Below are 12,997 nucleotides of genomic sequence, written 5' to 3'. Positions count from 1 at the left end.
TAGTTAATAATACGTAAGCATATGCGCGTAGCGCATATGCTTACAATAGTTATAGCGCTGCTTGAGGTGGAATAGCGATGCAGCGCGGTCTTGGGGGAAACCCCCACTCGCGCTTTGCATGAAGAAGGGAATAGCGCTGCATCGCTCCCCAGCAATTATGGAGTGTTATCCTGACTAATCAATTCTGTTCAGGAGTCAGAATCAATAAAATTTATGTTGTTGAAATAACCAAATTTATCAGTATAGTTTAACAAAAAAAATAACTAAAAATCATTAATTATTTTACCAAACTATCCCCTTTACCCACAGTCTTACCCCTGTTCCCTGTTCCCTGTTCCCTGTTCCCTGTTCCCTGTTCCCTGTTCCCTATTTCCTATTTCCTATTAAACAATTATGGATTAATTGTTAATTGCCCAGGAGCAATTAACAATTAACAAACTGAACTCAAACTACCCGATAGAGAAAACTTAAAGTTGCCCAAGTATTAACATCCAAGGCGTAGGAATCAGCACTTATAGTGAGGGAAGAATCTAGGGAATTTGCACTAGCATCGTGTATGTCTTGCAGCACCGCCTGGGCTACGTCTAAGGGGTTAAACAAATCATCAATTGGTGCTCCGATTCCGCGACGAGATGGCACAGCATCGAGAGCTGTACCGGCTTGAGTAAAGGGGGAGCGACTGCAAATCATTTGCATTTCCACCAGTCCACTAGGACCTGAGACAATCCCACCAACGGAAGCTACTGCTGATGGCAGGGTTAGAGTTTCTCCAGGACCAATGACGGCATCTTTGATAGATGGAGAGTTTTCTGAAGTCTGTGATGTCTGCAAAAATGGCAGTTCATATAGTGCGATCGCATTGCCACTGGTATTAAACCCTAATAGCAAGAAATAGACCGGTTGGTCACCGTAGTTTTCGATCTGATAATGGAGACGACTCCCTACCGGCAAAATAGGAACACCTGCTTCTGTCAAAGTTTGTGTCAACTCAGCCTGAGATTTAGCTTCACCCTCACCTACCAAATCTACCCGTGAGGAGGAAGCTGTCCGTGATGTTTCGAGTTGCATCACTAGCTTTTGCTCTGGTTCAATCATCTGTAGGGATACTCGAATACCTAGACCGGAAGACCCATCATTAGCAGTTAGACGCAGCAATTTCGCTGCCAGCAAGGTGTTCAGTTTACCAGCCAATCCCATAGCTGCTGACTTCACAGCTACCCCAGCTTCCCCAACTCCATTGGGTATGGGTTCACCGTCAATATAAAAGATTCCATAACCCCCTCCCCCAGCATTTTTGGAAGAGAGTGCTTTCCCAAACAAGTAATCAGCAGGTTGTTCCCCTGCTTGCACTATCGATGCAGTAGAGATACTAGAAAAGGCACTGGTAGCATCTACTCGCTCAATTCTTTCTAGGTTCCCATCCAGAGCTACCGTTAGACCAATATTACGGGGTAACACCCGGACGGCTTCTTGCACCAGCTGCCCAACTTGTAGCTGATTGTTATTAGTACTAGCACCAATAAATTTTGCCTTAGCAGTCAGACCATCTTTAGAGGTTATTTGTAGTTGAGAGACTCCCGACTTAGCACCAACTAATTTCAATACAGAGTTGTTGCTATAGTAATCCACAACTGTTGCTGGTAATCCTGCCAACCACAACTGTGCCGTTTGACCATTATCTTCCACGGCAGTGACCACACCATCCGCTCCCATGCTAGGGTCAAGGGGCAAATAATAGGTAGGTATTGGCTCAAGACTACTTTGACCCCCTAGCCTGGGCTGTTGTTGTGTACCTGTCAGTTGATTAACCATCACACCAGCGTGAGTCAGGCTCACCTGACTTGTGGTTGTTGGTATTGCCTGCCACAGATACTGAGTAAGAGCATAGGTAAATAAGCCAGCACTGAAACCATTCCATTTAGCCTCCATGGCCATTTGATTTGGTTCAGCAGCGGTGAGAACCAGACCTGCCATAGGATTCATCGATCCAGGCACAACCGAGACCGATTTCTGGTTTACCATCCCTTTCCCAGAATCCTGTATCCGCCGCCGCAGTTGCTCTTGAAAAGCCAGTTCGTCCCGACTAGCCTCTTGGGCTGGTGGGTTAGTACTAGAGCGTACCTTAATATTTCCTTGGAGGAGGCTATCAGCTACCGTGTGGCTAGTATCGAGTACTGTAGTGACTTGGTCAGTGAAGAGCGATCGCAATAGCAAAACTAGAGTTTCTTCCAGTAAATCGTTGGCTACCTTAGGTTTTTTTTTGGTCAGGCTCCCATCTACTGGAACCAAGCTATTTTGAAGTGCAACAGACGTATCGGTTTGATACCCTTGAGATAGCTTGACCTGGCTACCGAAGCCACTGAAGTGGAAGACTACCACATCACCCGCTTTCGCTTGCTCCGTCAGATGTTCAATAAAAGCCGTTTCAATATTTTCGCGAGTCGCTTGGTCATCGTTAAGTATAAGTATATCCTTCGGGTTGAAGCCAAACCGATGAATCAATAGTTCTTGTTGTAGTTCTACATCAGTAACACAGCCATCCAATAGTGTGCTACGAGGATACTTGTTGATACCCACTAGTAGGGCTAACTTTCGCCCAAGGGGTTGTGCTAATACTTGGAAGTAACGGTCTATTCCAGGAACAGCTAAACCACTATTCCCTAGGAGGGATAGTAATGTTTCACTTACTCCTAATGTTGCCAATCCCAAACTAGCTTTTTGCAGAAAAGTCCGGCGATTAAGTCCCATATCCGCGCTTCAGCTTTCAGATTTCAGCTATCAGCCTACCAGGATTGGCGCTCCCACGGCCACAAGCCGTGGGATTCCCAGTTGAGCTAGTTCACTAGTTCACTAGTTAAAGGTTTAACGCGATGGACTTCGTCCCGCTTTGCTGCGAAGCGCGTGGCCGAAAGGCCAAGGTTACAGGTTGAAGGTTATTTGGTTGAAGGTTGAAGGTTGTTCGCGTAGCGTGGCCGAAAGGCCAAGGTTGAAGGTTATGTGGTTACAGGTTACAGGTTACAGGTTGAAGGTTATGTGGTTACAGGTTACAGGTTACAGATTGAAGGTTATGTGGTTACAGGTTACAGGTTACAGGTTTAAGGTTACAGGTTTAAGGTTACAGGTTTAAGGTTACAGGTTACAGGTTACAGGTTACAGGTTACAGGTTTGGAATATAACCGCCTAACCAAATAACCAAATAACCAAATAACCGCTTCACCTCCAACCTTCAACGGTCTAAACTCCAACCTTCAACGGTCTAAACTCCAACCTTCAACGGTCTAACCTCCAACCTTCAACGGTCTAACCTCCAACCTTCAACAGTCTAACCTTCAACCTTCAACGGTCTAACCTTGGCCTTTGGCCACGCTACGCGAACAACGGTCTAACCTTGGCCTTTGGCCACGCTACGCGAACAACGGTCTAACCTTGGCCTTTGGCCACGCTACGCGAACAACGGTCTAACCTTTAAGTGCTCTCGTGCATTGCCTTAGCCAGTTCTGCTGCCACTTCAGGTCGGGAAAATTCCGGTGGTGGTAACTCTCCCTCACGCAGCATTTTCCGTACCTTAGTACCGGATAAATGAATCCTCTGCTCTGGTGTACTTGGACTAGTCTTGGCAGTAGCCATACCCTGGGTGCGAGTGCAGTAGAAAGCGTGCTCAAACCTCATCGGCATGATCCCCAACTCACCTGGCTCAAACTCACCAAAAATGTGTTGGGCATCATAGGTGCCATAATAGTCTCCCACTCCAGCGTGATCCCGTCCTACAATAAAATGGGTACAGCCGTAATTCTTCCGTACCAAAGCATGGAAAATTGCTTCTCGCGGGCCAGCATAACGCATAGCAGCAGGGTTAATTGCTAGAATCACTCGGTCATTGGGAAAATAATTCTCCAACATGATTTCATAGCAACGCATCCGTACATCAGCTGGGATGTCGTCGCTTTTAGTAGCACCTACTAAGGGATGAAGGAATAGACCGTCTACGGTTTCTAGAGCGCACTTGATGATATATTCATGAGCCCGATGAATGGGATTACGGGTTTGGAAACCTACCACTGTTTTCCAACCCCGTTCCGAGAACATGGCTCTCGATTTTTCTGGATCGATTTGGTAGGAGGGAAACTGGGGATGGGGTAACCGTTCCAGTAACCATACTGAACCAGCTAAATTAATCTCTCCCTGGTCATACACGACTTTCACACCAGGATGCTTGTCTTCATCAGTGCGGTAAACTTGCACTGCTTCATGGGTTTTGTCGTAAGAATATTTTTCTGTCAGTTCTAATACACCAATAAAGCGACCACTGCTATCATCCAAACGGACTAACCCCCCCTCTTGCAGAGGAGCAGCTACTTCAGATGTAACCGAGAGGGTGATTGGAACTGACCACGGTAGGTTATTGGCTAGACGCATCCGGTCTACCACTGATTGGTAGTCTTCTTTGGCCATGAAGCCAGTCAGGGGACTAAAGCCACCGATAGCAATCATTTCCAGGTCGCTGACAGCCCGTTTATCTAGTGTAACTCTGGGCAGAAATTCAGCTTTCTCCAAAAATTCCTGCCGTTGTTCGGGTGTAGCAACACGGTTGACCAGTTGACCACCGTGAGCTGGGATAGTTTGTGAAGGATGGCTTAACACCGGGCTTTGCATACTCTAGGAATAATAATTAGATTCTACAATTGTCTCAAGAATTGTCTCAAGATACGACTCCCACTTCAAAGCGTGTAGGTGGGGTGCTTTAGTTAAGGTATAAAGATTATGCTTCAAGTACTAGAAATATAATTTAACTCTTCCAGCTTTTTGATAACTTTGTCCACACTTTCTGATAATTCTTCTTTGTCAGTGCGACATTCTACCTCCGGATTTAATGGTGGCTCATAGGGGTCATCAATACCAGTAAAACTCTTAATTTCTCCAGCACGAGCTCGTTTGTAAAGTCCTTTGACATCTCGGCCTTCGCAAACGTTTAGGGGAGCATTAACATAAACTTCTACAAAGTCACCAATCCGTTGCTTGACCTCCTCTCGAATTTCACGGTAAGGGGAGATCGCAGATACCAGGACAATAACTCCATTGCGGGTTAAAAGATGGGCAACAAAGCCAATGCGGCGAATGTTTGTATCCCGGTCTTCTTTACTAAATCCGAGTCCTTTAGTTAAGTTCTGACGAACGATATCCCCATCCAAGACTTCCAGCTTGCATCCTTGGGCGTTTAGTTTTTCTTCTAATGCCTTAGTAATAGTGGTCTTTCCCGCACCACTAAGACCAGTTAACCATACTGTAACACCACGATGTTCCATGAACTCTATTTACCTCCTAGATTTTTTGTTGACATGACGTGGATTTGGTGTGGACAGGCTATTGGTATTTCACCTGAACACCAAACTCAACTTCCTATTCGTAAGTCCTATTGCCTTTAGTCTCGGCTCATTTATAACAGATGCCGCCCTTCGGTGGGATGCTTTTGAGATCCCCCAGCTTAACGTAGTAGAACGAGTCGGATTACGCTCTAATTATTTTCTTTCACATCCCCCCTATAATGGATTACCCTGATGGCAATTTAATGGGGGTTTTTGCCCTTTTTCAATACTAACCTTCTCAAACCCAATCAACCAGATTAACTCATCTGGCCTAAGTATTGCTCATAACCTAACTCATCGAGCAATGCTTGCTTTTCCATCACTGATTCCGCTAAATTCTGGCGATACTGCTGCACTCTCTCTAGTAATTCCGGCTGATGAGTGCCCAAAATCTGCACTGCTAACAATCCTGCATTCTTGGAATTACCAATTGCTACAGTAGCGACGGGAATTCCTCCAGGCATTTGAACAATGGAGTATAGGGAATCAATACCCTTCATTTGACGACTAGACACTGGGACCCCAATCACAGGCAAGGGTGTTAGGGCCGCCACCATACCAGGCAGATGAGCTGCTCCCCCAGCACCAGCGATAATAACTTTGAGTCCACGCTTGTGAGCGTCTTGGGCATAATTTACCATCCGTTCGGGGGTGCGGTGGGCTGACACAATCGCTACTTCCCAAGGAACACCAAAGTCTTCACATACTGCGATCGCATTTTGCATGGTGGGCAAATCGGAATCGCTGCCCATAATAATCCCAATTAACGGTTGGTTATTGGTCATGAATCATGTTTGATGGTAGATGAATTAGACTTCGCCACATTCCCTAATGACTCTAGATATTATCAATGCTCGTGTCCCCAGTTACGAGGGTTTACAGAATATTCACATTAATGATCATGGAATTATTGAAGCGATCGGCGTTCGCGAAGCGTGGCCAAAGGCCTCAGCCGCGCCAAAGGCGATCGCACCCAACCTAGAAACTCTTCCGAAGCTAGAAACTCTTCCTAACCAGGCTATCCTTGACGTTGCTGGGGATTGGGTCTCCCTAGGGGGTGTGGATTTGCAGATTAATGGGGGGCTAGGCTTAGCTTTCACCGATGTGGATTTTCACCACATCCCTTTACTCCAGGACATTTGTCAATTCCTTTGGCATCAGGGTGTGGATCAGTTTTTACCCACTCTGGTAACTACCTCGATCGAGAAGATTCAGCGTACGCTTTCTGTCTTTGCTGAATTTATCCCTTCCCAACCTTACCAGACCCCAAGCGCCCGCATCTTGGGTGTTCATCTAGAAGGGCCTTTTCTCAATCCCCAAAAACGGGGAGCTCATCCTGTTGAGTATCTATTACCACTTACTATTGAAAATGTCAAGGAAGTTTTGGGAGACTATGGTGACCTAGTTAAGCTTATTACAATAGCGCCAGAGTTAGATAGCATTGGTGAGGTGATTCCGTATTTGCGATCGCGCAACATAATCGTTAGTCTCGGTCACTCCCAAGCCACAGCAGAGCAAGCCCAAAGCGCCTTTGAACGTGGGGCATCCATGGTAACCCATGCCTTTAATGCTATGCCAGGACTCCATCATCGCAAACCAGGATTACTGGGAGCTGCCCTAGTTACTCCCGGTGTCCAGTGTGGACTAATTGCGGATGGTCAGCACGTCTGTTCCACCATGATCCAACTGCTGCTCCGTGCTGGGGGTTATCAACAAGGGATTTTTCTAGTTAGCGATGCCCTAGCCCCAATGGGATTACCCGATGGCGTCTATCCCTGGGACACCCGCCAGATAGAGGTCAAAGACGGGACAGCACGGCTAGCAGATGGGACATTATCTGGGACAACCTTGCCCTTATTGGTAGGAGTAGAGAATTTAGTCGAGTGGGGGATTTGTAGCGTTGAGAATGGCATTGCCCTCGCAACGGTTTCCCCTCGCCAAGCCATGGGTTTGCCAACCCTAAGCATTGGTCAACCAGCTCAGTTATTACGCTGGCATCTGGATGAGGAAACATCAAAGCTGAATTGGCAGCGTTTGTCAGATTATAGGAGTTCTCAATTGGTTGGGGTACAAAGTCCTGGGTTTTAGGGAGCAGGGACTGAGGCCGTAGGCCACGCTACGCGAACGGAGCAGGGACTGAGGCCGTAGGCCACGCTACGCGAACGGAGCAGGGAAGAAAATTTAAATGTACCTTACGCTACCGAGAAGTCGGGAATAGGGAGAAGAGTGTGTTAGACAGGGTAAGCGTGGTAAGCGTGGTAAACGTAGTAGATTTTTAGTAAGGGTCTATCTTGGTAGACTTTGGTAGCTAAAAAGTATCGGTCATCATAGCGTTAATCATACTCATGAGATACAGTCAATTTTCTTACCCCTACTCCCTACTCCCTACTCCCTACTCCCTACTCCCGATTCACTACAGGGAAATTAATAAAACTTAAACAATCAAGTCAACGGATAAGCCTAATTGAGTAGTACGCTGTAGAACTAGAGCGTAAGGTAAATTTTTTTATGGCAGAACTAAAACGTGGTGCAAAAGTTCGGATTAAAAGAAAAGAATCCTACTGGTATGGCGATGTGGGAACTGTGGCTAGTGTAGACAAAAGTGGTATCAAATACCCAGTGATTGTCCGCTTTGATAGGGTAAACTATACTGGCTACAGTGGTAGCGCCTCTGGGGTGAATACCAATAACTATGCAGAGAGTGAAGTGGAAGTAGTTGGTTAACCTAACCAGACTCGGGAATTTGAGTTCCTGCTGTCTGTAGAGTGCTAAGTTAACACGCTTGCACTCACCATTGATCAACTAAAGCACTCAACCGTGCCGGAACTACCAGAAGTTGAAACAATTCGCCTGGGTCTAAATCAAGTGACTACAGGCCAGGAAATCCAGGGTGGAGAGGTGTTACTATCGCGCACCATCGCCCACCCTATTTCTCCGAAAGATTTTTTAGCCCAACTCAAAACTGTCACCATTAGTGATTGGCATCGACGGGGCAAATACCTACTCGCTAAACTAACCAAGTCAGACGCTGATCAGGCCGGTTGGTTAGGTGTTCACCTCCGGATGACTGGTCAACTGCTATGGCTAAGTCAAGACCAGCCTCACCCAAAACACACGCGAGTGCGATTGTTTTTCCCAAACAACCAGGAGTTGCGGTTTATCGACCAGCGCACCTTTGGTCGAATGTGGTGGATTCCGCCATCCCAGTTACCAGAAACCATTATCACTGGTCTAAAGCAACTCGGACCAGAACCGTTTTCCCAGGAATTTTCTACAGATTACCTAGTTAGTAAGCTACATCACCGCCAACGCGCGATTAAAACCGCCTTGCTCGATCAATCCCTGGTAGCAGGAATAGGTAATATCTATGCCGATGAAGCATTATTCTTGAGTGGTATTCGACCAGAAACCCTTTGTAAGGATTTGGGCTTAGAGCAGATCGAAAAGCTGAGCATCGCGATTATCCAAGTATTGGAAAAAGCGATTGAGTCTGGTGGTACCACGTTTAGTGATTTTATTAACGTCCAGGGAGTCAATGGCAACTATAAGGGGATTGCCTGGGTTTATGGTCGCACCGGAGAACCCTGTCGTATCTGTAGCACCCCCATCGAGCGAACCAAATTAGTCGGTCGCTCCGCTCACTTTTGTCCGAACTGTCAGCATTGATCCGATTGGGGAGTGTCGGAAGTGTCGGAAGTGTCGGAAGTGTCGTAAGTGTGGGGAGATGGGGAGATGGGGAGATGGGGAGATGGGGAGATGGGGAGATGGGGAGATGGGGAGATGGGGAGATGGGGAGATGGGGAGATGGGGAGATGGGGAGATGGGGAGATTTTTATTAAGGGTAATTATCGGTTCTCATAGTAATAAGGTAAACAAGATTTTTTCCCTGTTCCCGACTCCCGACTCCCAATTCCCTACGGTGCGCGTTCACGGTTGTCGGGAAACCCGACCGGGGTCGCACCGCTCCCGATTCCCGATTCCCGATTGCCGATTCCCGATTGCCGATTCCCGATTTCTCATTCCCCCGATACAATAGAAGAGGAAAGACAAAAGAGATTTTATGGCTGGGAAAATTAAAAAGGGAGTATTGGTTCGGGCTATCCAAGCCCAGTTAGAAGGTAGCCTGGAAGCAAAAGCAAGTGACCCCCGCTTTCCCCCTTATCTGTTTGAAACTGATGGGGAAATTGTTGATATCAAGGGGGATTATGCCCTGGTAAAATTTGGTCGGGTACCCACCCCGAACATTTGGTTACGTATTGACCAGTTGGAAATCTCGTCTTAAAGATTAGGGAGTAGGGAACGCGCACCTTAGGGATTAGGGAGATGGAAAGAATTATTCCGAAAAATATTGTATAATTAAATACATATTTATAATTCTAAGTAACGAAATTACATACTCGCCCCAATGTTCACAAACCTATCCTTGTGAGCTGTGGCACCTATAGCTGCCTAAATCCCCCAAACTTGGGGGAGTTCCAGCAAAAGCGATTGGCCGTAGGCCACGCGGGGCGCGAACGCATTTTCACTCACCCCTTCCGATCATGGTACCCTATCCCAACTCCCCAATTGCTTGCCACGAAAACCGTGTATCCGTCATCGGTGGTGGTAGAGTAGGGAGTACTCTTGTCCAACGGATTGCTGAGAAAAATCTGGCCGATGTCGTACTCCTCGATATTGTACCAGGTATGCCCCAAGGCATTGCTCTCGATTTACTAGAGGCAAGGGGCATTGAAGGTCACGATTGCCAGATTATCGGAACTAATGACTATGCTGATACTGCTGGTTCCGATGTGGTAGTGATTACCGCAGGAAGTCCCCGGAAACCAGGAATGAGTAGGGATGACCTGCTACAAATCAATTCCAAAATTGTGGTGGAAGCGGCTAAAAATGCGATCGCAAAATCCCCAGATGCCATGATAATCGTGGTCACCAATCCCCTCGATGTGATGACCTACCTAGCCTGGCAAGCTACTGACTTACCACCCCATCGGGTCATGGGCATGGCAGGGGTGTTGGATTCTACCCGATTCAGGACATTCATTGCCATGGAAAATGGTGTATCCGTTGCGGATGTCAATGCTGTAGTGCTTGGAGGCCATGGGGACTTAATGGTGCCACTACCACGCTACTCTACCGTTAGTGGTGTTCCCATCACCGAACTGATGACACCAGACCGGATAGAAGCCCTGATTGAACGGACTCGTCGAGGCGGAGCAGAAATTGTAGAACTGATGCGCACTGGCAGTGCTTATTTTGCCCCAGCATCCTCCGCCTGTTTGATGGTACAAGCAATATTACACAACCAATCCCGCCAAATCACCGCAGCTGCCTACCTTCAGGGTGAATATGATTTGGAAGATATTTTTATAGGGGTACCCACCCGATTGGGGTGTCGAGGCATCGAAAAAATTTTGGAATTAAAGTTGACAGATTATGAACTGTCCTCCCTCAAGATATCTGCTGAATCAGTTCGTGACAATATTAAAAAGGCACAAGGGATGCTGGATCATTAGGAATAGGGAGCAGGGAACAGCGGATCTGGGAACAGGGGGAGCATGTCACTTATGCAGAACATTTGTACTAAGGTAATAGGTAATAGGTAATAGGTAATGGGTAATGGGTAATGGGTAATAGGTAATAGGTAATAGGGCATCAGGGGAGCTAGTCCTGGATGAATATTTGTAAATTATCTATAGCCCCCTCATGGGTTTAAGCTTGCTCTACTGGAAAATAGTACTAATGTTTCAGAAAATTTGACCTGCTCCCGGGAACAGGGAACAGGGAAGAAGTGATTTTCGATTAAGTTGGAATTTTTAAATACATTTTATTTAAATACATTGTTTATCATTTTTCTCGTACTTTCTGCTCTGTGTCTTGATGTAGTCGCTCATGATGGAAACCTCCAAGACCGTAATGGTGCGTTTGACCCGTAATTAAATTCGCCACGAGTCGCACCTCTGGATAGCTTGACAACAACGATAAGTTGACAAGGTAAATTGTTATTACTGGATTAAACACTTCTACAAAAAATCCTCGTATTTCTTTCTTACTGCTCCCGATTCCCGATTCCCGATTCCCGATTCCCGATTCCCGATTCCCGATTCCCGATTCCCGATTCCCTGCTCCCTGCTCCCTCTTCCCTAAACTATAAATCATCAATTGGCGGCTATTATGTCTAATACCTTAAAAACTGGAGCAATTATCAAAGACCGCTATAAAATCTTAGGCGACTTAGGTCAAGGAACTTTTGGACGGACCTATCTCGCTGAAGATGCTAATCGCTATCAAGAGCGTTGTGTACTTAAAGAATTTGCTCCCCAACTTCAAAACAAACATGAATTACAAAAAGCTCAAGAATTATTTGAGCGAGAAGCTGGGATGCTATACCAGCTCAGACATAACCAAATTCCTTGTTTTCGAGAGTTACTTAGAACCAGTATCGGTCGTAAAAATTATCTCTTTTTAGTACAAGACTATGTCGAAGGGTTAACCTATCACCAGCTGTTAGTCCAGGGTCAAAAGTTTAGGGAAGCAGATGTGATTAAACTGCTCCAAGACATCTTGCCAGTTTTAGATTATATTCATTCTAAGCAGATCATTCATCGGGATATTTCTCCGGATAATCTGATTAAACGGAATTCTGACAATAAGCCAGTATTAATTGACTTTGGTTGTGTCAAAGAAATGGTAACCACTGCCATTGTCCAATCAACCGGACACGTGATTGGAACTCAAGTGGGCAAACGGGGTTACTCCCCAGATGAACAGTTACGATATGGTAAAGCTGATGCCACTAGCGACCTTTACGCTTTAGCAGTAACTGCTTTAGTATTGCTAACCGGTAAACAGCCTCTAGACCTTTATGATAGTTATCACGCTACCTGGCTTTGGCAAGAGATAACTATTAGCCCCAGCTTCAAATCGGTCTTGGCTAAAATGCTGGATAATCTTCCTAAACAACGGTATCAGTCAGCCCAAGAGGTCAGTGAAGCCCTAGAAACCGTAATTCCCCAGCCGGTAAGTAGCCAGCAGCCAACTAAGCTACCAAATAATCTACCAAATAAACAACCAAATAAGCTACCAACTAAGCTACCAAATAAACAACCAAATACACTATTTACCCAGATCGCTACCTTAGTTGCTGCTCCTGGTCAAACTATTAAAACAACCTTCACTGCTGTGCTAAATCGCAAACAGCAATCCACTAACCGTGAACTAAAGTTTTTTGGTCTTTCTATGTCCATTGCTTTATTAGTAGTGTTTGGAACGGTAGCAGTAGCCAGAGGAGGGTTTCCTACACCAAAATTCCCGAAGATATCCTGGCAATTGCCCACTATACCATCATTGCCTTCTACACCATCTGTGAGTAACACCGAGCAGCAACGGCAAAAGCAAATCTATCAGCGTTGCCTAGATTTGAACATTGATCCAGGGACTTTTTATCAGAAAGTTGATCAATTTTTTTATAGTACATATCCCCAATTAAAAGGAAAGACTCTTTCCGATAAACAAGAGGATGTTCAATTCCGGCAAGCTTGGTATCAAATTGCTGAAGAGTTACTGGATAATTTGGAACAGGAGGCTTATTTGAGTAATTAGATATTTTGGTTGGTTCATTTTGGATCAATCCTATC

The 12,997-nt window shown here is 45.9% G+C and carries 12 protein-coding genes; 7 read left to right on the top strand and 5 right to left on the bottom strand.

The features are described from left to right. Positions 1 to 444 precede the first annotated feature (444 nt). The 4 genes from BJP37_RS05815 to purE form a co-directional block, all read right to left on the bottom strand. Positions 445 to 2,748: a caspase family protein gene (locus BJP37_RS05815; RefSeq protein WP_075897205.1), complete on the bottom strand. Its 2,304-nt coding sequence runs from the start codon at positions 2,746 to 2,748 to the stop codon at positions 445 to 447. Positions 2,749 to 3,465: 717 nt separating this feature from the next. Further along, positions 3,466 to 4,653: a sulfate adenylyltransferase gene (gene sat / locus BJP37_RS05810; RefSeq protein ID WP_075897203.1), complete on the bottom strand. Its 1,188-nt coding sequence runs from the start codon at positions 4,651 to 4,653 to the stop codon at positions 3,466 to 3,468. A 113-nt stretch (positions 4,654 to 4,766) separates the two neighbouring features. Beyond that, positions 4,767 to 5,303: an adenylyl-sulfate kinase gene (gene cysC, locus BJP37_RS05805; RefSeq protein ID WP_075897202.1), complete on the bottom strand. Its 537-nt coding sequence runs from the start codon at positions 5,301 to 5,303 to the stop codon at positions 4,767 to 4,769. Positions 5,304 to 5,620: 317 nt separating this feature from the next. Continuing rightward, on the bottom strand, positions 5,621 to 6,148 hold the full coding sequence (purE, locus tag BJP37_RS05800) for a 5-(carboxyamino)imidazole ribonucleotide mutase (RefSeq protein WP_075897200.1): 528 nt from the start codon (positions 6,146 to 6,148) through the stop codon (positions 5,621 to 5,623). 46 nt (positions 6,149 to 6,194) lie between these two features. Between purE and nagA the strand changes: the two genes are divergently transcribed. The 6 genes from nagA (at position 6,195) to mdh (ending at position 10,876) form a co-directional block, all read left to right on the top strand. After that, a complete protein-coding gene (nagA, locus tag BJP37_RS05795; RefSeq protein WP_075897198.1) occupies positions 6,195 to 7,451 on the top strand; it encodes an N-acetylglucosamine-6-phosphate deacetylase in 1,257 nt (418 codons plus the stop codon). 420 nt (positions 7,452 to 7,871) lie between these two features. Next, positions 7,872 to 8,087 carry a photosystem I reaction center subunit IV gene (locus BJP37_RS05790; protein WP_075897196.1) on the top strand — a complete coding sequence of 72 codons (216 nt, stop codon included), beginning with the start codon at positions 7,872 to 7,874 and terminating at the stop codon, positions 8,085 to 8,087. A 93-nt stretch (positions 8,088 to 8,180) separates the two neighbouring features. Then, positions 8,181 to 9,029: a DNA-formamidopyrimidine glycosylase gene (locus BJP37_RS05785; protein ID WP_075897194.1), complete on the top strand. Its 849-nt coding sequence runs from the start codon at positions 8,181 to 8,183 to the stop codon at positions 9,027 to 9,029. 82 nt (positions 9,030 to 9,111) lie between these two features. After that, complete coding sequence (locus tag BJP37_RS44875; protein WP_158069448.1) at positions 9,112 to 9,399, top strand: hypothetical protein; 288 nt, start codon at positions 9,112 to 9,114, stop codon at positions 9,397 to 9,399. Between the two features lie 24 nt (positions 9,400 to 9,423). Next, a complete protein-coding gene (locus BJP37_RS05775; protein ID WP_075897190.1) occupies positions 9,424 to 9,645 on the top strand; it encodes an NAD(P)H-quinone oxidoreductase subunit O in 222 nt (73 codons plus the stop codon). A gap of 259 nt (positions 9,646 to 9,904) precedes the next feature. Next, positions 9,905 to 10,876: a malate dehydrogenase gene (mdh, locus tag BJP37_RS05770; RefSeq protein WP_075897188.1), complete on the top strand. Its 972-nt coding sequence runs from the start codon at positions 9,905 to 9,907 to the stop codon at positions 10,874 to 10,876. A 331-nt stretch (positions 10,877 to 11,207) separates the two neighbouring features. On the opposite strand, the gene BJP37_RS05765 is transcribed toward mdh, so the two are convergent. Next, the gene (locus BJP37_RS05765) at positions 11,208 to 11,519 is read right to left on the bottom strand and encodes a hypothetical protein (protein WP_075897186.1); all 312 of its coding nucleotides are present in this window, start codon (positions 11,517 to 11,519) and stop codon (positions 11,208 to 11,210) included. 15 nt (positions 11,520 to 11,534) lie between these two features. Between BJP37_RS05765 and BJP37_RS05760 the strand changes: the two genes are divergently transcribed. After that, a complete protein-coding gene (locus BJP37_RS05760) occupies positions 11,535 to 12,962 on the top strand; it encodes a serine/threonine-protein kinase (protein ID WP_075897184.1) in 1,428 nt (475 codons plus the stop codon). The last annotated feature ends 35 nt before the right edge of the window (positions 12,963 to 12,997 follow it).

It is taken from the genome of Moorena bouillonii PNG, from assembly GCF_001942495.1.
GTDB lineage: Bacteria > Cyanobacteriota > Cyanobacteriia > Cyanobacteriales > Coleofasciculaceae > Moorena > Moorena bouillonii.
Note: the sequence above shows the minus strand (reverse complement) of the source record. Positions and strands in the feature narration are given on the sequence as shown.

Excerpts from the sequence above, each read along its gene's own strand:
- BJP37_RS05815 (WP_075897205.1), bottom strand. The coding sequence starts at position 2,748 with ATGGGACTTAATCGCCGGACTTTTCTGCAAAAAGCTAGTTTGGGATTG.
- sat (WP_075897203.1), bottom strand. The coding sequence starts at position 4,653 with ATGCAAAGCCCGGTGTTAAGCCATCCTTCACAAACTATCCCAGCTCAC.
- cysC (WP_075897202.1), bottom strand. The coding sequence starts at position 5,303 with ATGGAACATCGTGGTGTTACAGTATGGTTAACTGGTCTTAGTGGTGCG.
- purE (WP_075897200.1), bottom strand. The coding sequence starts at position 6,148 with ATGACCAATAACCAACCGTTAATTGGGATTATTATGGGCAGCGATTCC.
- nagA (WP_075897198.1), top strand. The coding sequence starts at position 6,195 with ATGACTCTAGATATTATCAATGCTCGTGTCCCCAGTTACGAGGGTTTA.
- BJP37_RS05790 (WP_075897196.1), top strand. The coding sequence starts at position 7,872 with ATGGCAGAACTAAAACGTGGTGCAAAAGTTCGGATTAAAAGAAAAGAA.
- BJP37_RS44875 (WP_158069448.1), top strand. The coding sequence starts at position 9,112 with ATGGGGAGATGGGGAGATGGGGAGATGGGGAGATGGGGAGATGGGGAG.
- BJP37_RS05775 (WP_075897190.1), top strand. The coding sequence starts at position 9,424 with ATGGCTGGGAAAATTAAAAAGGGAGTATTGGTTCGGGCTATCCAAGCC.
- mdh (WP_075897188.1), top strand. The coding sequence starts at position 9,905 with ATGGTACCCTATCCCAACTCCCCAATTGCTTGCCACGAAAACCGTGTA.
- BJP37_RS05765 (WP_075897186.1), bottom strand. The coding sequence starts at position 11,519 with ATGATTTATAGTTTAGGGAAGAGGGAGCAGGGAGCAGGGAATCGGGAA.
- BJP37_RS05760 (WP_075897184.1), top strand. The coding sequence starts at position 11,535 with ATGTCTAATACCTTAAAAACTGGAGCAATTATCAAAGACCGCTATAAA.